Source organism: Methylophilus sp. (assembly GCF_052173275.1).
Taxonomy (GTDB): Bacteria; Pseudomonadota; Gammaproteobacteria; order Burkholderiales; family Methylophilaceae; genus Methylophilus.
In genome coordinates this window covers 2,701,775-2,721,920 of record NZ_JBQMUL010000002.1, presented here as the reverse complement: position 1 = coordinate 2,721,920, position 20,146 = coordinate 2,701,775, and the positions used below count along the sequence as shown (strand labels likewise).

General features: G+C 49.9%; 15 protein-coding genes. 11 read left to right on the top strand and 4 right to left on the bottom strand.

The window, feature by feature from the left end:
• Positions 1 to 92: 92 nt before the first annotated feature.
• Positions 93 to 2,309, bottom strand: a complete 2,217-nt coding sequence (gene glgB / locus ACTS9Y_RS14210) for a 1,4-alpha-glucan branching protein GlgB (protein ID WP_442586566.1) — start codon at positions 2,307 to 2,309, stop codon at positions 93 to 95.
• 210 nt (positions 2,310 to 2,519) lie between these two features.
• On the opposite strand from glgB, the gene glgC reads away from it, so the two are divergent.
• The 4 genes from glgC (at position 2,520) to ACTS9Y_RS14190 (ending at position 8,184) form a co-directional block, all read left to right on the top strand.
• On the top strand, positions 2,520 to 3,839 hold the full coding sequence (glgC, locus tag ACTS9Y_RS14205) for a glucose-1-phosphate adenylyltransferase (protein ID WP_442586565.1): 1,320 nt from the start codon (positions 2,520 to 2,522) through the stop codon (positions 3,837 to 3,839).
• A 170-nt stretch (positions 3,840 to 4,009) separates the two neighbouring features.
• Positions 4,010 to 5,719: a glycoside hydrolase gene (locus tag ACTS9Y_RS14200; RefSeq protein ID WP_442586564.1), complete on the top strand. Its 1,710-nt coding sequence runs from the start codon at positions 4,010 to 4,012 to the stop codon at positions 5,717 to 5,719.
• A 76-nt stretch (positions 5,720 to 5,795) separates the two neighbouring features.
• Complete coding sequence (gene malQ, locus ACTS9Y_RS14195; RefSeq protein ID WP_442586563.1) at positions 5,796 to 7,253, top strand: 4-alpha-glucanotransferase; 1,458 nt, start codon at positions 5,796 to 5,798, stop codon at positions 7,251 to 7,253.
• Positions 7,246 to 8,184 carry an ROK family protein gene (locus ACTS9Y_RS14190; protein ID WP_442586562.1) on the top strand — a complete coding sequence of 313 codons (939 nt, stop codon included), beginning with the start codon at positions 7,246 to 7,248 and terminating at the stop codon, positions 8,182 to 8,184. Before malQ ends, ACTS9Y_RS14190 begins: the two co-directional genes overlap by 8 nt.
• Before the next feature lie 196 nt (positions 8,185 to 8,380).
• Here ACTS9Y_RS14190 and queG read toward each other — a convergent pair whose 3' ends face one another.
• On the bottom strand, positions 8,381 to 9,469 hold the full coding sequence (gene queG, locus ACTS9Y_RS14185; RefSeq protein WP_442586561.1) for a tRNA epoxyqueuosine(34) reductase QueG: 1,089 nt from the start codon (positions 9,467 to 9,469) through the stop codon (positions 8,381 to 8,383).
• Here queG and tsaE point away from each other — a divergent pair.
• Together tsaE and ACTS9Y_RS14175 are read left to right on the top strand one after the other, a co-directional pair.
• Positions 9,468 to 9,926, top strand: coding sequence for a tRNA (adenosine(37)-N6)-threonylcarbamoyltransferase complex ATPase subunit type 1 TsaE (tsaE, locus tag ACTS9Y_RS14180; RefSeq protein WP_442586560.1), 459 nt, complete (start codon positions 9,468 to 9,470; stop codon positions 9,924 to 9,926). The genes queG and tsaE overlap by 2 nt on opposite strands.
• A gap of 5 nt (positions 9,927 to 9,931) precedes the next feature.
• A complete protein-coding gene (locus ACTS9Y_RS14175; RefSeq protein ID WP_442586960.1) occupies positions 9,932 to 11,245 on the top strand; it encodes an N-acetylmuramoyl-L-alanine amidase in 1,314 nt (437 codons plus the stop codon).
• A gap of 1,048 nt (positions 11,246 to 12,293) precedes the next feature.
• Here ACTS9Y_RS14175 and ACTS9Y_RS14170 read toward each other — a convergent pair.
• On the bottom strand, positions 12,294 to 13,817 hold the full coding sequence (locus ACTS9Y_RS14170) for a helicase-related protein (RefSeq protein WP_442586559.1): 1,524 nt from the start codon (positions 13,815 to 13,817) through the stop codon (positions 12,294 to 12,296).
• A gap of 131 nt (positions 13,818 to 13,948) precedes the next feature.
• Here ACTS9Y_RS14170 and mutL point away from each other — a divergent pair, with 131 nt between their 5' ends.
• The 3 genes from mutL (at position 13,949) to ACTS9Y_RS14155 (ending at position 17,169) form a co-directional block, all read left to right on the top strand.
• Entirely contained in the window at positions 13,949 to 15,832 is a 1,884-nt protein-coding gene (mutL, locus tag ACTS9Y_RS14165) for a DNA mismatch repair endonuclease MutL (RefSeq protein WP_442586558.1), read from the top strand.
• Positions 15,833 to 15,870: 38 nt separating this feature from the next.
• Positions 15,871 to 16,806 carry a 5'-nucleotidase gene (locus ACTS9Y_RS14160; protein ID WP_442586557.1) on the top strand — a complete coding sequence of 312 codons (936 nt, stop codon included), beginning with the start codon at positions 15,871 to 15,873 and terminating at the stop codon, positions 16,804 to 16,806.
• Between the two features lie 69 nt (positions 16,807 to 16,875).
• A complete protein-coding gene (locus tag ACTS9Y_RS14155; protein ID WP_442586556.1) occupies positions 16,876 to 17,169 on the top strand; it encodes a hypothetical protein in 294 nt (97 codons plus the stop codon).
• A 67-nt stretch (positions 17,170 to 17,236) separates the two neighbouring features.
• Here ACTS9Y_RS14155 and ACTS9Y_RS14150 read toward each other — a convergent pair whose 3' ends face one another.
• A complete protein-coding gene (locus ACTS9Y_RS14150; protein ID WP_442586555.1) occupies positions 17,237 to 18,190 on the bottom strand; it encodes a GlxA family transcriptional regulator in 954 nt (317 codons plus the stop codon).
• 250 nt (positions 18,191 to 18,440) lie between these two features.
• Between ACTS9Y_RS14150 and ACTS9Y_RS14145 the strand changes: the two genes are divergently transcribed.
• Together ACTS9Y_RS14145 and ACTS9Y_RS14140 are read left to right on the top strand one after the other, a co-directional pair.
• Complete coding sequence (locus ACTS9Y_RS14145; protein WP_442586554.1) at positions 18,441 to 19,238, top strand: SDR family NAD(P)-dependent oxidoreductase; 798 nt, start codon at positions 18,441 to 18,443, stop codon at positions 19,236 to 19,238.
• Positions 19,239 to 19,260: 22 nt separating this feature from the next.
• Positions 19,261 to 20,127 carry an aldo/keto reductase gene (locus ACTS9Y_RS14140; protein WP_442586553.1) on the top strand — a complete coding sequence of 289 codons (867 nt, stop codon included), beginning with the start codon at positions 19,261 to 19,263 and terminating at the stop codon, positions 20,125 to 20,127.
• Positions 20,128 to 20,146 lie beyond the last annotated feature (19 nt).

Sequence of the window (20,146 nt, the reverse complement as noted above, 5' to 3'; positions counted from 1 at the left end):
ATTGTTAAGTCAATGCGTTTTATCGGGCCTGCAAACCGCAATTTCTATTGCTTTTTTTGCAGGCTCCTATGTCTTTACTACAGTGTATCCAGTTATTGTAACTGAAGTATGACACCTGCCAGTGGTGGTAAGTTTATACTGATAGAGTCAGGATGATCCATCCACGGAACGGGGTCGCTGTGACAGCCATCACCATTCCCTACGTTACTACCGCCATAACAGGTTGCATCACTGTTAAATACTTCTTTGTAGACGCCAGCTTGTGGCACGCCCAGGCGATATTGGTGGCGTGGTACCGGTGTGAAATTCAGTACTATTATAACAAAACTATGGTCATTGCCGCGCCTAATATAACTCAGAAGCGATTGACCAGCATCCTGGCAATCTATCCATTGAAAGCCTTGCTGATCAAAGTCATGCGCATGCAGGGCCGGGCGTTGCCTGTAAAGTGCATTCAAGTCACGGACCAGCGATTGCACGCCTCTGTGCATGGCATGTTCTGGATAGCTGTCTTCCAGTAAGTGCCAGTCCAGGCTTTGGTTGACATTCCATTCTCGCCACTGGCCAAATTCGTTGCCCATGAAATTCAGTTTCTTGCCGGGGATCGTCATCTGCAAGGTCAATACCAGGCGCAGATTGGCAAATTTCTGCCAGCTGTCACCAGGCATTTTGCCGAGCAGCGATTTTTTACCATGCACTACTTCATCATGAGAGAAAGGCAGGACGAAATTTTCTGAATAGGCATACATCTGGCCAAATGTCAGGCGGTTATGATGATGCTGGCGAAAAATAGGATCGAGCTGCATGTAGGTAAGGACATCATTCATCCAGCCCATGTTCCATTTCATATTGAAACCCAGGCCGCCAGCGTAGACCGGGCGCGAAACTGCGGGCCAGGAAGTGGACTCTTCAGCGATGACCAGCGCGCCTGGGAAGCGTTCACCGACCATCATATTCAATTGCTTGAGAAACTCGATCACTTCCAGGTTTTCACGTCCGCCATACGCGTTCGGCAGCCATTCACCTTCCTTGCGTGAATAATCCAGGTAAAGCATGGAAGCCACGGCATCGACCCGCAAGCCATCAATATGGAATTCTTTGATCCAGTAATAGGCATTACTCAACAGGAAGTTGCGTACTTCATTGCGCCCGTAATTGAAGATATAGGTGCCCCAGTCTGTATGTTCACCCAGCCTGGGGTCTGCGTGTTCATACAGGGCGGTGCCATCAAAGCGTGCCAGCGCCCAGTCATCTTTAGGGAAATGTCCTGGCACCCAGTCTAGGATCACGCCGATATTGGCGGCATGGCACTGGTCGATAAAATATTTCAGGTCGTCCGGGCTGCCATGGCGTTGTGTAGGCGCAAAGTAACCGGTGACCTGGTATCCCCAGGATTCATTCAACGGATGCTCGGCGATCGGCAACAATTCAATATGGGTATAGCCCATGTTGGTTAAATGCGGGATAAGCGCATCTGCCAGGGCGCGATAGCTGAGGAAGTGGCCATTTTCATCACGTTGCCAGCTGCCTAGGTGTACTTCATAACAGTTGAATGGTGTATGTAACCAGTCATGTTTCTGGCGCTGTTGTAGCCAGTTTTGGTCCTGCCATTCGTATCGGCTTTGGCAGATACGGTTGGCTGAGCCAGGTCTGGGCTCGAAAGCCTTGCCATATGGATCGGCTTTAATGACGACGAAACCGTGCTCACGGTTGCGGATCTCGAATTTGTATAAGTCGTGCTCAGTCAGGTGCGGGATAAACAGCTCCCATACACCGCTATCACCCAGTACACGCATGGCATTGACGCGACCATCCCACTGGTTAAAACTGCCTACCACACTAACGCGCTCGGCGCTCGGTGCCCACACTGCGAATCTGACACCTGCTACGCCTTGCACCGTCATGGGGACAGCACCTAGCGTATTGTAGGCCTCCAGCAGTTTGCCTTCGCCAAACAGGAAGAGTTCTTCCTGGGAAACGGTGCTGGGAAAACTATAGGTATCGCTGGTTTCGTAAAATGCAGTCTGCCCGTGTGGTTGTATGCGTAGTGGCACAGGGGTTGGCAAGGCTGTCTTGGTTGCGAATTCAAATAAACCGTGGCTATCGACCAACACCATCGCTTGCCAGGCAGCATCGATATAAACCCAGAGTTTTTCGGCATTGGGCTGAAACACACGCACCAGCCATGACCCGTCAGCTTCATTCTGGTGTACGCCCAGGAACTGGAAAGGATCGTGGTGAGTCGCATCAAGTATGCGTTGCAAGTGCTGGGAATACGCGTGATTCGGTGAGGCTAGTTTGACTGTCATGCTGGCAAGGTCCGTTTGACTAACCCTCATCCTAACAAAAAAAGTGAGGTTTTACGCCGTTTACGGCGGAAATATCGTTGTCATTGCCTGAATTATCATGCAGACTGTGGATGTCGGACCTGTGGTTAACATGCGTTATGTTGCCTTAACAATTCATCGCTAGACATGACTGCAGGCTGATTTTCAGGATCAGGAAAAAGGGAAGGCATCATGTCACAAGTAGAATTTGTTGAACGCAGAAGATACAACCGGCGACAAGAACGCCATTCTGACCGGTTTATCAGTACTCTTACAAAAAATACCGTTGCCATCATCCTGGCAGGTGGCCGCGGTAGCCGATTGAAAAACCTGACGGACTGGCGCGCCAAACCGGCTGTGCAGTTCGGTGGTAAATTCCGCATTATCGATTTCCCGCTTTCCAATTGTATTAATTCCGGTATCCGTCGTATTAACGTCGCCACCCAATACAAGGCGCAAAGTCTTATTCAACACGTGCAGCGCGGCTGGGGGTTTTTGCGTGGTGAATTCAACGAATATGTGAATATTATTCCCGCCCAGCAGCGCCTGGGTGAAGAGTGGTACAAGGGGACGGCAGACGCGGTTTACCAAAATATCGATCTGCTACGCGAAAACGGCGGTGAATATATCCTGATACTGGCTGGTGACCATATTTATAAAATGGACTACGGCAAAATGCTGGCCACGCATGCACGCAGCAATGCGGATATGACGATTGCGTGCATTAATGTGCCGCTCGAAGATGCCAAGGGCTTTGGTGTGCTGGAAGTCGACAGCAGTGACCGTGTGGTCGCCTTTGACGAGAAACCAGCGAACCCCAAGCCGACGGCAGATGACCCGACCCAGGCATTTGCGAGTATGGGTATCTACATCTTCAACGCTAAATTTTTATATGAGCAACTGATCCGCGATGCTTATGACCGTCATTCCAACCATGATTTCGGCCAGGATATTATCCCTTACATCATTAATAAATACCGGGTACACGCACATCGCTTTACTGATAGCTGCGTGGGCGCCCTCGGGAACAGTTATTACTGGCGTGATGTCGGAACGATTGATGCCTATTGGGAAGCCAATATGGAGCTGACAAAAGTCATTCCTGAATTGAACTTGTATGACAGCGAGTGGCCTATATGGACTTACCAGGAGCAATTGCCACCGGCTAAATTTGTCTTTAAAGATGAAGGGCGTACTGGCAAAGCGACTGACTCGCTGGTTTCAGGCGGTTGCCTGATCAGTGGTTCCAGCGTGTCTAACTCGGTTTTATTCTCAGGTGTGCATGTGGCGGATTATTGTGACCTGGATGGCGCAGTCATTTTGCCCAAGGTAAAGATCAACGAAGGCGTCACTCTGAAAAATGTGGTGATTGACCGCGGATGCGATATACCGGCCGGCATGCAGATCGGCATTGACCTGGCTCGCGACAGCAAGCGCTTTTACGTGTCTGAGAAGGGCATTGTGCTAGTCACGCCAGACATGTTGGGTCAGGATTTGTATCGTGTGAAATAGTGAAGGAAGTTTTGCATTAAGTGCAGCTTCAAACCATTCTTGACTTAAAAATGTTGCCCGGCATCATTAATTAAGCATTTTTCATAAGCAATAGCGAATGGTGACGAAGTGGGGCTTGACCAGGGCTTTCGTAAAAAATAAAGTAGGTCGAATGTGAAAGAGGTATATGTATGTCCGATAAAAAACTACTGTTAAATCTGTATTGGCACATGCATCAACCCGATTACCGGGATCAGGTCAGTGGTGAATATGTGTTGCCTTGGACATATTTGCATGCGCTGAAAGATTACAGCGATATGGCCTATCATCTCGAGCAGAATCCCAAGGCCAGAGTCACTTTCAATTTTGTGCCTATCCTGGTGGAACAGTTACAGGATTACGCCGAGCAATCGCGTATTGGCCAATGGCGTGACCCCTTGTTGCGCTTGCTGGCCAGCCCTGATCTTGATCATATTACGGATGCAGATTGCCAGCTGATTGTGGATAGCTGCTTCAAGGCGCACCACGAAAAAATGCTGAGCCCGTTTCCCCATTACCAGCGTTTGTTGCACCTCTACGAGCTGGTCGAGCCTATCATGAAGTCCGGACAGTTTCACTACCTGTCCGCACAATTCAAGGCTGACTTGCTGGTCTGGTATCACCTGGCCTGGACTGGTGAAGGCTTACGCCGCAAAAGCAAGGTCATCCAGCGCCTGATGAAAAAAGGCCTGCTGTTTACCCTGGAGGACCGGGTAGCGCTTGTGGATGTACTGAGTGAAACACTGCAGGGCATTTTGCCGCGCTATAAGGCGTTAGTGGCTAAAGGCCAGATCGAACTTACCACCACACCTTACTATCATCCTATCCTGCCATTGCTGATTGATCTCAACAGCACGCGAGACGCAATGCCGGATGCGCCACTGCCTAAATCGCCCAGTTACCCGGATGGTCATGCGCGTGCAATCACTCATGTCGAAGCCGCCAAGGTTTTTCATGAGAAAGTATTTGGGCAAAAATCCATAGGCATGTGGCCAGCCGAAGGTGCGGTCTCGCATGCTGCCTTATCTTTATTGGCAGAGCAAGATGTCGCCTGGGCAGCCACCGGGCAGGGCGTACTGGCCAATAGCCTGAAAGCATTGGGATTGGAACACGAGCAGTCTAAAGACTATTTGTACCAGCCTTACCGTGTGACTAATGGCCAGCAGGATATCGTCTGCTTTTTCCGCGATGACCAACTATCAGACAAGATTGGTTTTGAATATTCCAAGCAATACGCCAGCGAAGCGGTGCATGACTTTGTGCAATCACTGGAAGCGATTCATGCCAATAGTGATGAAGATATAACACCGGTTGTCAGCGTGATTCTGGATGGTGAAAATGCCTGGGAATACTATCCTTACAACGGCTATTACTTCTTGCACGAGCTATACCAGGCCCTGGCAAGTCACCCGCTGATCCAGATGACAACTTTTAGCGATATTCTTTCTTTGCAGGAGTCGCAAGTGTTACCACAGCCCAAGCTCCTGGAAGATATTTGTGCCGGTAGCTGGGTGCATGGCACCTTTAGTACCTGGATAGGTGAGCCTGCCAAAAACCGCGCCTGGGACCTGTTGTGTGAAGCCAAGCGCCAGTATGATCAGCATGTGCACAAGCTTTCAGTGTCAGCCAGAGAAAAATGCCAGCAGCAACTATCTGTCTGCGAAAGCTCAGACTGGTTCTGGTGGTTTGGCGATTATAACAATGCCCAAAGTGTCACCAGTTTTGACAAACTCTACCGCCGCAACCTGAGCAATCTCTACCATTTGTTGGGTTTGGTTCCGCCTGACAACTTGTCTCAGTCTATCAGCCATGGCGGCGGCAATTCTGAAAATGCAGGCACCATGCGTCGAGGAACCTCTTGATCGGTCATTGAAAGTGACCTGATTAGATATCTCGATAACTTCCCCATCATTTCCACCATTATTCAATAAGAACAATATGACGCAAGCCAGACAAGTTGGTGTATTGATGCATATCACCTCGTTACCGGAAGGTAACGTTGGTCCGGATGCTTATCGTTTTGTGAATCACCTGGTGGATATGGGCGTGACCATCTGGCAAACCCTACCAGTCAGTTTGCCGCATGAAGACCAGTCTCCCTACCAAAGCGTGTCGGCGCATGCCGGGCACACGGGTATGATCAGCGTAAAACAGTTATTGAATGAAGGCTGGTGCCTGCCGGATGAGGTGAATCTGTCGCAGCCAGAATTATTCGCAAAAGTCATACTGCGTGTGCAGTCCAATGGTGCTATTTCCAAAGTGGATGGTCATGGTCTGAGTTGGTCAGGCTTCGCTCGTTTTTGCCAGGCGCAGCAATACTGGCTGGAAGATTTCGCCTTGTTTATGAGCCTGCGGGAACAGCACGGCTACAAAAGTTGGAATGAGTGGCCTGAGGCATATCGTAGACACGATTTACAGGCACTGCAGGCATTTACAGAAGCGCACCAGGAAAAACTGACGCTGATTAAATTCACGCAATACATCTTTTTCCAGCAGTGGGCGCAGCTCAAAATATACGCCAATGAGCACGGCATTAAACTGTTCGGCGATATCCCTATTTTTGTCGCTTATGACAGCGCTGATGTCTGGGCACACCCGCAATGGTTCAAGCTGGATGCCGAATCCAGTATGACCGTAGTGGCCGGCGTGCCTCCTGATTACTTTTCTATCACCGGTCAGCGCTGGGGTAATCCGCATTACAACTGGGACCTCATGCAGGCAGATGGGTTTTCCTGGTGGCTGGGCCGTATCCAGACACAATCCAAACTGTTTGATATTGTGCGTGTAGATCACTTCCGTGGATTGCAGGCAGCATGGGAGATCCCCGCCAGCGAGCCGACAGCCATTAATGGCTACTGGCAACCCGCCCCGGGGCATGCGCTATTGCAAACCATCATACAAACTTTCCCCCAACTCAGCCTGGTGGCTGAAGATCTGGGGATCATCACTGAAGATGTGGATGCTTTGCGGCATGCGTTTCACCTGCCAGGCATGAAGATCCTGCAATTCGCCTTTGGCAGCGGCTACGATAATCCTTATCTGCCGGAAAACATCGACGAAAACAGCGTGATGTATACCGGCACCCACGATAACGATACAACGCTGGGCTGGTACCAGGAGGCAGAAGAGGGTGCTCGGGCGCATCTGCAGGATTACCTGCAGCAGGAAGTACCTGACATGCCACTCGCCTTGATGCGGCTGGCCTTGCACAGTATTGCTTTCCTGGCTGTCGTGCCCATGCAGGATATCTTGGGCCTGGATGGTAGTGCGCGCATGAACACGCCCGGCACCAGCATTAATAACTGGGCCTGGCGCATGCACTGGGAACAACTGACTGATGAAAAAATCGCCACCTTTAAACAACTGGTGAAAGAAAGTGGTCGCGCTGATGGCTGAAACCCCCACAGTTTTGCGCCTGGGGCTGGATGTAGGCGGCACTAATTTAAGATTAGGTGTGTTTTCAGGACTGACATTGCTTGAAGAAACCCGCTTTCAGGCAAATTATTCAGCCATTTGCAAGCAAGATGCGCCGGAGCAAGCCTGGCAGAAAATACTGCAAGTGACGGCGGAGGCTATTCAACCCTTGCTGGAAAAATATCCGGATATACAGGCAATTGGCATTGGTTTCCCCGGGTTTATTAACCCGCATACTGGCGTGTTAGCGCAATCACCGAATTTCCCCGGGCTACGTGATGTCAACCTGGGTAAAAACTTATCCCAAATCCTGAAGCGTCAGGTACTCGTCGCAAATGACGGCAATGCTGCGGCTTATGGCGAATATTGCTTGCTTGGCAGGCCTGCTGGTGGTTTGCTGTATGCCGGTCTTGGTACCGGAATAGGTGGCGGATTAGTCACCGGCGGTCAAGTATGGGCGGGCGCGCATGGTTATGCCTTGGAATTAGGACATCTGATTGTCGAACCCGGCGGGCCAGAATGCGGCTGCGGCAATTATGGATGTGTAGAGCAGTATGCTTCTGCCACGGCCATCGGCAAAAGCTACGCCAGATTGACCGGTAAACAATTAACGTCTTTTGACGTGGCAGCGCTGGCGACACAAGGCGATACGCAAGCAAGGGGAGTGTTTCAGCTGGCAGGTGAAAAGCTAGCGCAAGCGATCGCTTTGACGCTGAATATTGTGGATGTTGAACATGTCGTGATCGGGGGCGGAGTCGTTTCGTCGTGGCCGCTGATGCAGGAATCATTTACAAACAGGTTGCAGACAGATTTGATACCTGTGTTGCGTGACAAAGTGAAAATACATCTGTCATCTTCCGGAGATAATGCTGGCATACTAGGCGCAGCCTTACTCGCTGATCACGTGGCTTAGGTGACTGGCACAAGGCTGACTGGCCAAGCTTTTGTGATAAATTGGATTGCTTTCAAAAGGTTTAAAAAACCAATTAAAAACGTCTAAAAAGTCATGAGGGGCTTGTCGTGCAAAAAAATAATAAAGCGGCTTTTTTTTATTTTTAATTTAAATTATTACTTTAAATAAATTAAATAAGTGATTGTTTAAATTAAACTTAAATATGACGTTCTAATGCCCAGCGCACATGTTCTCTCACCATGTCACTTGTATCATTTTGCCGTGATTGTAGCGCGTTGATCACTGCGGGTGAGGTGGGGGCATTGCCTAACCCAACCGCTACATTGCGCAGCCATTGCGCATAGCCAATGCGGTAAATCGCGCTGCCCGCCATGCGTTGCTGAAATTCCGCTTCAGTCCAGGCAAAGCAGGTCACTAAATCTGTGCTGTCCAAGCCATTCCGCACTGCAAAATCACTTTCTTCACTGGAGACAGAAAATTTGTTCCATGGGCAGATCAGCTGGCAATCATCGCAACCATAGACGCGATTGCCTATCAGTGGACGCAGTTCGAGCGGGATGCTGCCTTTGTGTTCAATGGTCAAGTACGAGATGCAGCGACGTGCGTCGAGCTCATAAGGCGCCACAATGGCCTGAGTAGGGCAGATAGCAATACACGCGCTGCAGCTGCCGCAATGTGAGCTGGTGGGCGCGTCAATCGGCAAAGGCAGGTTGGTGTAAATCTCGCCGAGAAAAAACCACGAACCCTGTTGCCGGTTAAGCAGCAACGTATGTTTGCCGCGCCAGCCCACGCCCGCTTTGGTTGCCAGCGCGACTTCGAGCACCGGCGCACTATCGGCAAATACCCGATATTCAAAGCTGCCAAATGTTTCGCTGATGCGTGTGCAGAGTTGTTGCAGTTTTTGCCGCATCACTTTGTGGTAATCACGCCCCATGGCGTAGCGAGCGACATAGGCTTTGTTCGGGTCTTCAAGAATTTTCCAGCCATCCTGCGCATCGTCTGGCATGTAATCCAGGCTGACCGAGATCACACGCAAGGTGCCGGGCACCAATTCTGCCGGTCGGCTGCGCTTGGAACCGTGTTTTGCCATATAATCCATGTCGCCATGGTATTTTTTTTCCAGCCAGCGCATAAAACCTGGCTCTGCGGCGGACAGGTCGGTATCCGTAACACCGATATTGCCAAAGCCCAATTCGCGCGCCCAGTCCTTGATCGTGGCCGCCATTTTCTCGGCAGCATGATGATCAGGCAGGTGAATGGGAGCGGGATGTATAGGGTGTGACATGACAGAAACGTATTCTACACAGATTTTAAAAGACGAAGCAGCCACTACGCATGCCGCAGGCGTGCTGGCCAAGCAATTGCAGCCTGGGCAGGTGATTTACCTGCATGGCGACCTCGGCGCCGGTAAAACGACGCTGGTGCGCGGTATCCTGCATGCGTTGGGGCATCAAGGCAAAGTCAAAAGTCCCACTTACACCATAGTAGAACCTTACGGTCTGGCTATCGCTTCATGTTACCATTTTGATTTATACCGTTTTCAAGACCCTGAAGAGTGGGAAGCCGCCGGATTCAGGGATTACTTCAACGCCACCAGCATTTGTATGGTCGAGTGGCCGGAAAATGCCGGTACTTTATTACCGACTGCCGATATTGAGATTCGATTTGATATTTTGCCACATGGCCGCGTCCTGCATATCACCAGCCAGCAACCACTCTCATTGGAAGGGCTATGCCAGTGATTAGCATGCAGCATTGTAAAACCTGGGTGCTGACAATCATGCTTTTGGCAATCAGCACATGTGCACAAGCCGCTGAAGTGATCCTGGCGAACTTGCAACAACAGGGCAGCCAGGTGCATTTGGAGTTATTGCTGGACCAGCAGATCAAATACCGGATATTCACGCTGGATAACCCTTTCCGCGTGGTCATCGATATGGATACCGTCGCCATTAGCCCGACTTTGAAAGCGCTGCCGCCACAACTGGATCCCCAGCATCCTTACCTTTCCAAAATCCGTATTGCACCGTTTACCGAAACCACCACGCGCCTGGTATTTGATATCAAATCGGATATCAAGCCTTTGGTGACTGATATGAATGCCGGTAACTCGCAGCAACGGCTGGCGATCAGTATCGCCCCGGCGACAGCCACTTCTGAACCTCCACTCGGTTCACCGGCCCTGGCCCATACAAAAAAACTGCAAGAATTAGAGTCCGCCAGTGGGGATGAAAAACCAGCCAATGCCAGCGAGCCAGTGGCAGAGCCTGCAATCGTCAATCCGCCCGCAGAAAAGCCATCGGAAAAACCGCCGGTAGAAAAACCTGCTGAAAAACCAGCGAAACAAGCCAGGCCAGGCCAGAAAATCATCACTATCGCGGTAGATGCCGGCCACGGTGGCGAAGACCCGGGCGCCAGAGGCTCCAAAGGCAGCCACGAAAAGAATATCACCCTGGCCATCGCCCGCAAACTCAAGCAGCAGATCGATGCGGAAGATAATATGCAGGCGATCCTCATCCGTGATGGCGATTACTTTGTGCCATTGGGCGATCGCGTCAAGAAAGCGCGTGCGGCTAAAGCCGACCTGTTTATTTCGATTCACGCGGATTCGTTTATCAATAGCACCGCACGCGGCTCCTCAGTGTTTGCCTTATCCGAGCGCGGCGCCACCAGCGCCGGTGCGCGTTACCTGGCGAAGAAAGAAAACGCGGTGGATTTGATCGGCGGCGTGGCGATTGATACTAAGGATATGGATTTGGCAAGAACCTTGCTGGACCTATCGCAAACCGCAACGATTCATGACAGTATCCGCCTGGGTAAAGGTGTGCTTGGCAGAATCGCAAAGATTAATACCTTGCATTCCAAGTATGTGGAACAGGCAGCGTTTGCGGTGTTGAAATCCCCGGATATTCCTTCTATTTTGGTGGAGACAGCGTTTATCAGTAATCCTGATGAAGAGGCCAGGTTGAATGATGATGGCTACCAGGATAAATTGGTGAATGCGATCTTGTCGGGGGTGAAGTCGTATGTGGCGACGAACCCTTCTTTTTCTAAGAAATAAGCGTTAGTTTTAACGCGATATTTTTTGAAAGCGCTATTAGCCTGGAGTGGAAGGGGCTTTGTAACGTATTCTGTGCGCTTATAAGACGATTTCCTTACTTGTGAGCAGATGATCTCCCGGCAATCAGTCGTCATTCTGGCGGAGGGTGTGGCAGGGGTTTCAAAGAGCATGCTCTTTGCCTGCGAAACGACTGGCTTATGCAGAAGCCAGTGCGCCCTGCAAGGGAGAATCCAGGCAAGGTTCATGCATAGCTTGGCTACAGTAGAAAACAAGCATTCCACTTACTGAAAGTCCTAATAGGTATTTCTTTGGATGGTTTGGTGCTCTATTTCGCCATTCTTTTTCGCCCCTAGGCGAGTGACTTTTCTTTGCCTGCCCAAAGAATAAGTCACCAAAAGAAAAGGCACCCTAGCTTCCGCTTATTTCCTGCGTTGCTCATCAACGTGGGCGTCCAGCGGAACTCGCCCTAGCGGCTTGCAAAAGACGCAAGCCACCGCGGAGCTCAAACAGGCGCTGGCCGAAGACTCCCACGCTGACTGCGCTACTCGGCGCGTCAGATAGGGGCCCGTGAAAAGCACCACGCGGTTACTTAATACTGAATTCCAGCACATTGCATCCCGCCGACACACTGAACTAAAACAAAGAGAACGGACAAAATGACCAACAAAATAGTTTGTTGGTCATTTGCTTTGGGGGGGTAAAAAGTCCCTTAGCGCCCTGAATGCGATGCTCTTAACCAACATTTCATCGTGGTGGGTTTAAAGCGGGCCCCTATCTGACGCGCCGAGTAGCGCAGTCAAAATAAGGAGGAAGGGAGCGACTGTCCGGATCCCGCGGTGGCCTGCGTAGTGTGCAAGCCGCTAGGATGAGTTTCGTGACCGCTTATTTTGGCGAGCAACGCAGGGAACAAGCGGAAGCAAGGGTGCATTTCTTTTGGTTACATTTTCTTTGGGCAAACAAAGAAAAGTAACTCGCCTAGAGGCGAAAAACAACCTGCCAATATAACAATTAATCTTATTTAAATTTACGGTGAATTTGAATGGCTTAGTTAACGCTGTTGCATCAACTCCGTCTCTCGCTGCGTCTTCCCATACCCCGCCTGCACCCTCAGCGCCCGACTAATAAACGCATTCAACGTTTTCCTTGCAACATCTACCAACTCCCGATCCGGGAAGATCTTTGGATACTGATAACCTAGCCAGCTATATAAACTCAAATGCTGGCAAATCAGTTCTGCCTGCTCCAAATATTGCGCCTGCTGGCCTTTCAGCCATTCCGGGAGCATGGGCAAAGGGCGTAGCTGATGCTGATAGATGGCTTGTATGCATTGCACAAAATAATCCCGCGCAATCGGCACTTGTATCGCCAGTGGTGCACACAGCAAGCGATATTTATCGCGCATGGCCATTTGTGGAGCGGTTTCATCAATCAGCAGTGCCTGCTGGTGCTGCAAAGAGGTGATTTGCCATTGCATGGCCTGCACGCCAGATTGGCGCTGATATTGTGTATGCAAATACTCCACACACTCCGCCAGCCGCCAGGTGGGTATGCGCTGGCTCAGTACTTCTATATCGCCACCACTCACCGCCATCGGCAGGGCGAATGGTGCCACGGTGTCATCGCAAGCAAGCATTTCATGCAAATGCCATTGCTCATCATCTTCCAGCACGGTGACATAGCCGGTTTCATACAAGCCATGGCGTCCGGCACGCCCGGCGATTTGCCGCATTTCAGTGGCATTGAGCGGGCGCGGTGCCACGCCATCAAATTTATGGATATTGGCGAAAATCACGCGTCGAATGGGCAGGTTGAGCCCCATGCCTATCGCATCGGTGGCAATCAGGATTTGCGCCTCGCCATTGGCAAAGCGTGCGGATTCGCCACGGCGCACCTCGGGCGAGAGTGCGCCATAAATGGTGGCAACGTTAAAGCCCCATTGGCGGATACGTGCTGCCAGTGTCAGCACATCCTTGCGGCTAAACGCAATGATCGCATCACCGGCCTGTAACACTTTGCGCAGTTTGGCGGCATGGTAGCGCTCGCCGCAGATGCTGGCGTCTTCAATCATCAAAGGCGTCATGCGTTGCAGATGAGTGAGGGTGTAAGGCTCATTGAGTGCGTCCAGCACACGCGTGCAGCTTTCTGTCACGCTATTGGCACCGCAGATGAATACCTGCCTGGCCGGCACGCCAACAAGTGCCGCAGTCCAAGCACTGCCACGGTCCGGGTCCATCAGCATTTGGATTTCATCTATGACCGCGACATCCACTTGCATATCCGGCCGCAGCATTTCGATAGTCGAAGCCGTATGCTTGGCACCCGGCACCATGACACGCTCTTCACCCGTCACCAGATTGCATGGCACACCCGCCTGCGTTAACCGGTCACGTACTTCCATCGCCAGCAGGCGCAATGGCGCAAGGTAAACGCCAGACTCGGCTTTGCGTAAGGTTTCCAGTGCCTGATAGGTTTTGCCAGAATTGGTCGGGCCGACATAAAAATGGTGCTGACGTTTTAGCTGGCGGGCGAGGGCAAAGCGGTCTAGATAGGCTTGGAAATCGGAAAGCGGCATGGGCTCCATTCTAGCAAAACAGGCCGGTAAGCTCTAAATAAGTGATCAGGCGGATCAAATTGCAAGGTGTGCGCACTGCAGAAATTTGCCGGTGTAGCCATTTATTTGCGAGTTTCCTTTAGAATGGCGAGATGCAAATTAAATTATTACCTGATCAACTGATCAGCCAGATTGCTGCTGGTGAAGTGGTTGAACGCCCGGCCTCGGCGCTCAAAGAACTCCTTGAAAACAGTGTCGATGCCGGTAGCACCCAGATTCAAGTCGCGCTTATACAAGGCGGCACCAAATTATTAAAAGTGACCGATAACGGCCACGGCATTGCCAAAGATGAGCTGGAGCTCGCCTTGACACGCCATGCCACCAGCAAGATTCAAAGCCTGGAAGACCTGGAGCAAGTCGGTAGTCTTGGTTTCCGTGGCGAAGCGCTGGCAAGTATCGCGTCTATTTCACGCACTGTGCTTACTAGTCGCCAGCAGGCTTCCAGCCATGCCTGGCAGATCAGTGCCGAAGGCACGCAGGGCCAGCCAGTCAGCCCGGCGGCGCTGGATGAAGGCACTATCATCGAGGTGCATGACCTGTACTTTAACACCCCGGCGCGCCGCAAGTTTCTCAAGACCGAGAATACCGAGTTTGGCCACTGTGAAGATGCCTTTACCCGCATCGCCTTATCGCGCTCGCAGATTGGTTTTTTGCTGCAACATAACGGCAAAGCCATTATACGGCTGGCCGCCAACACGCCACAACAACGTATCGCCGATGTATTAGGCAGCGAGTTTGCCTCACAAAGCGTGTGGCTGGATGAAGAAAGCAGCGGCTTGCGCCTGTGGGGCATGACCGCATCGCCAACTTACCAGCGACATAGCCGCGATACGCAATACGTATTTGTGAATGGCCGTTTTGTGCGCGATAAACTGATTGCGCACGCCATCAAGCAGGCCTACCAGGATGTCTTGCACGGTGATAAACACCCGGCGTTCGTGCTTTTTCTGGAGCTGGATCCATCCCTGGTGGATGTCAACGTCCACCCGGCCAAAACCGAAGTGCGCTTCCGTGAATCGCAAGCCGTGCATCGCTTTATCTTCCATAGCCTGCACAAGGCCCTGGGCAAAACATCTGCCGAGATTCAGGCCAGCCAGCCAGTACAAGCGCCATTTAACCCATTTACGCCGGGCTTATCCATGCCGCGTCAACAAGTGGAAATGCCATTGCAGAACCGCTCGGTATTCGATGGCAGTTACCAGCCCAATGTGAATAATGGTGCAGCCATTGCCCAACAATTTTACGGGCAACTCTACGGCGACTTAAAACCGACCAATATCAGCGCATTGGGCAATCCCCAGGAAAACTATTCTTCTGAGGATTACTTAAACCCGATATCACTCTCTGAAGCGGTTTTAACTGCAGAATCAGCCCCACAGCCACAGCAATACCCGCTGGGCTTTGCGCTGGGGCAAGTGCACGGCATTTATATCCTCGCCCAGAATACGCAAGGCATGGTGGTGGTCGATATGCACGCCGCGCATGAACGCATCATGTACGAGCGCCTGAAGAATGCCTTAAGCGAACAAGCGATTGCCACGCAGCCACTACTCATCCCCATGAGTTTTTATGCAGAAAAAGTAGAAGTGGCTACGCTGCAAAGTTTAAATGGCAGCGACACTTTGCAGCAGCTTGGTTTTGATTTAGCGACTTTGTCGCCAACCACTATTGCCATTCGTGCCGTGCCCACCATGCTGCAAGATGCAGATGTGGTGTCATTGGCCAGAGCTGTATTACGTGACCTGCACGAGTATGGCGCCAGCCGTGTATTGCTTGAACGCCAAAACGAAGTATTAGGCACCATGGCTTGCCATGCCGCCGTCAGGGCCAACAGACAACTCACCATCACTGAAATGAATGCTTTGTTGAGGGATATGGAAGCCACTGAAAGAAGCGGGCAGTGCAATCACGGCCGGCCAACCTGGTTTCAGGTGAGTTTGAATGATCTGGACAAGATGTTTATGCGGGGGCAATAAACTTGGCCTGTGTAAAAACTCATTAAAAATAATAGTTTATGGCTTATCCAATCGATAAAAAATTAGTGATCAGTGTTGCCTCAAGCGCTTTGTTTGATTTAACTGAGTCGCACGAAATTTATAAGACTCAAGGCGTAGAAGAATATCGTAGGCATCAAGAGACACATATTGATGTGCCATTTCCGAAAGGCGTGGCATTTCCCTTTATACGCAGATTTCTGGCAATCAATAAAGCATTTCCTGAAGAATTACCCGTAGAGGTTGTGCTGTTATCACGAAACTCACCAGAGACCGGGCTTCGTGTTTTCAGATCAATCCAGCATTACGGGCTGGATATCACCCGCGCCAGTTTTATGACGGGTAGATCCCCGCACGAATATATTCCGGCCTTCAATACATCATTATTCTTAAGTGCCAATGAGGCAGACGTACAAAGCGCGATAGATCTGGATTACCCAGCAGGTGTGGTTCTGCCATCTAAAGTCTACGATGACGAGGCCGACACAGAATTAAGGATAGCGTTTGACTTTGATGGCGTGATTGCCGATGACGAAGCTGAAACAGTATTCAAAAAGAACAATGACCTGGGCGAGTTTGAAGCGCATGAGGTAGAGAAACAAGCTATCCCGCACCAAGCTGGGCCTTTGGCTGACCTGTTTAAAAAGCTCTCTTATATGCAACAGCTGGAAGATAAACTGCTGCAAGATAATCCTAATTATAAAAAAATACTCAGAATCGCCATTATCACCGCCAGAAACGCACCATCGCATGAAAGAGTCGTCACAACGTTAAAAGAGTGGGGCGTTTCTGCAGATGAGTCATTTTTTCTGGGAGGCATGGAAAAAGCCAGAATCCTCTCAGTGCTAAAACCGCATATGTTTTTTGATGACCAACGTAGCCATTTGCAATCTTCTGCGGGAGATATTCCAATGGTGCATATTCCATTCGGGGTTGCGAATAAAAAAGCTAAATGAAGTATTGGATATCATGGAATGAACGCCTTGCTCTGAGATAAGGCTATTTCAAAAACTGAGGTAAATTAATTGTCAGAAAATCATGAAAAATATCATTACAGCATCACATGTAATACTTTAGATCCAATTGTGCTGCATTGCTTACGTGCAATAGCTCAGGCGGTAGAAAAGGGAAAGTATCCGCAAATAGGCTGGGGTGGTACAACTAGGGAAAATTGGGCAAAGAGTAATAATGAGTTTACTATCCGATTTACTTCTGATGGTTATAGGCGTGATTTCATTTCTGAGGCCAATCGCTTATTGTCTGGGCACTGGCTTCAAATATCGCAAAATGATGCAGATCCTGCTTCTCCACAAAGGTAGCGCTTTTAATTAGCAATAAACTACTGCACAGAGTTCAATTCTAAACTCTCAGATTTTCGTTGCTTAATTACATCGATGGCCTGGCACTACCAGCCGAAATCCTCTGTATCGCTTGCGGTGGTTGCCCATAAGCCCTCAGAAATGCCTGCCGCATACGCTCTCTATCCCCAAAGCCTGTTTCACGGGCAATGATTTCAATCTGATGGTGGCCAGTTTCCATCATCAATCTTGCAGACTCCACGCGTAGCCTTTCTACGGCCTTTGCCGGCGGCAAGCCTGTTTCTTCGGTAAACACACGGCTGAATTGGCGAGGACTCAGGCTTGCTACTTCGGCCAGGGATTCAACGGATAAATCTGCTTTCAGGTTTTCTTTGACATAAGACAGCACTATCTGGACCCGGTCAGATTTTGCATTAAGCTCTAGCAGTGTTGAGAATTGCGATTGACCGCCGCCACGCCTTTGGTGGACGACTAATTTGCGGGCGATCTGCCTTGCTAATTCTGGGCCGAGATCTTTCTCGACGATCGCTAATGCCAAGTCAATGCCCGCTGTTAAACCGGCTGAAGTCCATATCTGGCCATCCACCACAAAGATTTTGTCTTCATCCAACTGTACTTTCGGATAGCTTTTTTTAAATGTATTTGAATGCAGCCAGTGGGTGGTGGCACGTTTCCCATCCAACAGTCCGGCCTCTGCCAGGATAAATGCGCCAGTACAAATAGCGGCAATTCTTCTAATGTGTTTTGGTGATTCTTGTAAGTAATGCAGTAACTCGGGAGAGGGTAGTTTGCAATCGTTATCGCCACCCACCATTAATGTGTCGTAGTGTGCATCAGTGATGCGTTCAGTATTCACCGAAAAAGTATGTGAAGTCATGACCGGGCCGCCATGTTCGGACACCAGGCGGAAATGGTATATCTTTTCAGTATGCATCAGATTGGCGTATTCAAATACCGTTGAAACTGCCAGCCCCAAGGCCTGAAAATTAGGAAAAACCAAAAGACCAATGGTATGCATCATTCCTCTTTTCTTTAAAGTGGCATGAATATTTTATATGTCATTAAATAGGCCATTTTTATATATTGGACATTTTTGGATTAAATGCCATTTACACATGTATTCATGGTAAATCAGTATGTAAGTAGAAATAAAGTACAAAATGCAATAATGGCATAAAACATTGTATATATGTCATTGATGATATTTAAGCTCACGGTCAAAATGCGTTTCGTAATAGCAACCAACACACATTTTCATCTGGAGAAATAATATGACTTCTACACATAAAGGCACGGCTGTCGTCACGGGCGCATCAACAGGTATCGGCGCGGTCTATGCCGACCGTTTGGCAAAAAGAGGCTACGACCTCATTTTGGTTGCCAGAAATACTGAAAGGCTTAACGCGCTGGCAGATCGCCTGGTAAAAGAAACTGGCGTTAAGGTGAAAACCATAGGCGCTGATTTGAATGACAGAAAATCCTTGGCAGCGCTCGAAAAAATCCTGAAAGAATCCAAAGATATCAGTATGCTGGTAAACAATGCTGGCGTTGGTTCGGTGGCCTCGATTCTTGAGGCGGATGTGGATGAAATGGAAGCCATGATCGCTTTGAATATCACGGCTTTAACACGACTTACCTATGCGATTGCACCTGTTTTTACAGCAAAAGGCAGCGGCACAATCATTAATATTGCTTCTGTTGTCGGGATTGCGATTGAGCTGCTCAATGGTGTTTACAGTGCTTCAAAAGCGTATGTGTTGAGTTTTGGACATTCGTTACAAAAAGACCTGGCTGATAAAGGCGTGCGTATTCAAACGGTATTGCCTGGCGGCACAGCCACCGAGTTCTGGGATGTGGCTGGTTATGCTAAGGTGAAGGAGGCACCCACCACCATGAGCGCGGAGGATTTGGTCGATGCGGCGCTGGCTGGCCTGGACAATGGCGAATTAGTCACGATTCCACCCTTGCAGGATCATGATGACTGGCTACAGTGGGAAACTGCCCGCCGTGCTTTGGCGCCAAAATTTGCTAACTCAAAACCTGGCCGCCGCTACGGTATTGCTTCATAACAATTAAGAAAAGGTTGCCTCTATGTCTGAACTGAATCATGTACCCACCCACATCACTTTAGGGGATCGCCAACTTTATCGGATTGGTTTCGGCTCTATGCGCATTACAGGCACAGGCGTATGGGGGCCGCCTGATGACCCGGCCCATTGCCTGGCATTACTGCGCCGGTTGCCGGAGCTTGGGGTTAACTTTATCGATACCGCAGACAGCTATGGGCCCAATGTCAGTGAAGAGTTGATTAGCGAAGCATTGCACCCCTACAACGAGCTGACGATTGCCACCAAGGCGGGGTTGACCAGGCAAGGGCCTAATGTATGGACAGCAGTGGGGCGGCCAGAGTATTTACGTCAATCGCTGTTGATGAGTTTGCGTCGCCTGAAGGTAGAGCAAATTGATTTATGGCAATTGCATAGAATAGATTCTAAAGTACCCAGGGATGAGCAATTCCAGGCGGTGGCTGAGTTCCAGAAAGAAGGCCTGATAAAACATATAGGCCTGAGTGAAGTGAAAGTAGAGGATATTCAGGAAGCCGAGAAATACTTCACTGTGGATACCGTGCAAAACCAGTTCAATCTGATTAACCGGCAATATGAGCAGGAACTGGATTATTGCACGGCGAATCACATCATTTTCATTCCCTGGTACCCGCTAGCCAAGAATGCACTGGCTGGAAAAGTCGATATATTGGGTCAAATCGCCAGGAAATACGAAGCCACGCCAAATCAGATCGCGATCGCATGGTTGTTAAAGCGCAGCCCCATGATGTTGCCGATTCCGGGCACTAGCAAGGTGCAGCACTTTGAAGAAAACATGCAGGCCATCCATATCAAGTTAACAGACGAAGATTTTGAGCTGCTGGCAAATGCTTACAAAACCGTGGCTACATAGACCTGAATAATGACCTTGG

Excerpts from the sequence above, each read along its gene's own strand:
- glgB (WP_442586566.1), bottom strand. The coding sequence starts at position 2,309 with ATGACAGTCAAACTAGCCTCACCGAATCACGCGTATTCCCAGCACTTG.
- glgC (WP_442586565.1), top strand. The coding sequence starts at position 2,520 with ATGTCACAAGTAGAATTTGTTGAACGCAGAAGATACAACCGGCGACAA.
- ACTS9Y_RS14200 (WP_442586564.1), top strand. The coding sequence starts at position 4,010 with ATGTCCGATAAAAAACTACTGTTAAATCTGTATTGGCACATGCATCAA.
- malQ (WP_442586563.1), top strand. The coding sequence starts at position 5,796 with ATGACGCAAGCCAGACAAGTTGGTGTATTGATGCATATCACCTCGTTA.
- ACTS9Y_RS14190 (WP_442586562.1), top strand. The coding sequence starts at position 7,246 with ATGGCTGAAACCCCCACAGTTTTGCGCCTGGGGCTGGATGTAGGCGGC.
- tsaE (WP_442586560.1), top strand. The coding sequence starts at position 9,468 with ATGACAGAAACGTATTCTACACAGATTTTAAAAGACGAAGCAGCCACT.
- queG (WP_442586561.1), bottom strand. The coding sequence starts at position 9,469 with ATGTCACACCCTATACATCCCGCTCCCATTCACCTGCCTGATCATCAT.
- ACTS9Y_RS14175 (WP_442586960.1), top strand. The coding sequence starts at position 9,932 with ATGCAGCATTGTAAAACCTGGGTGCTGACAATCATGCTTTTGGCAATC.
- ACTS9Y_RS14170 (WP_442586559.1), bottom strand. The coding sequence starts at position 13,817 with ATGCCGCTTTCCGATTTCCAAGCCTATCTAGACCGCTTTGCCCTCGCC.
- mutL (WP_442586558.1), top strand. The coding sequence starts at position 13,949 with ATGCAAATTAAATTATTACCTGATCAACTGATCAGCCAGATTGCTGCT.
- ACTS9Y_RS14160 (WP_442586557.1), top strand. The coding sequence starts at position 15,871 with ATGGCTTATCCAATCGATAAAAAATTAGTGATCAGTGTTGCCTCAAGC.
- ACTS9Y_RS14150 (WP_442586555.1), bottom strand. The coding sequence starts at position 18,190 with ATGATGCATACCATTGGTCTTTTGGTTTTTCCTAATTTTCAGGCCTTG.
- ACTS9Y_RS14145 (WP_442586554.1), top strand. The coding sequence starts at position 18,441 with ATGACTTCTACACATAAAGGCACGGCTGTCGTCACGGGCGCATCAACA.
- ACTS9Y_RS14140 (WP_442586553.1), top strand. The coding sequence starts at position 19,261 with ATGTCTGAACTGAATCATGTACCCACCCACATCACTTTAGGGGATCGC.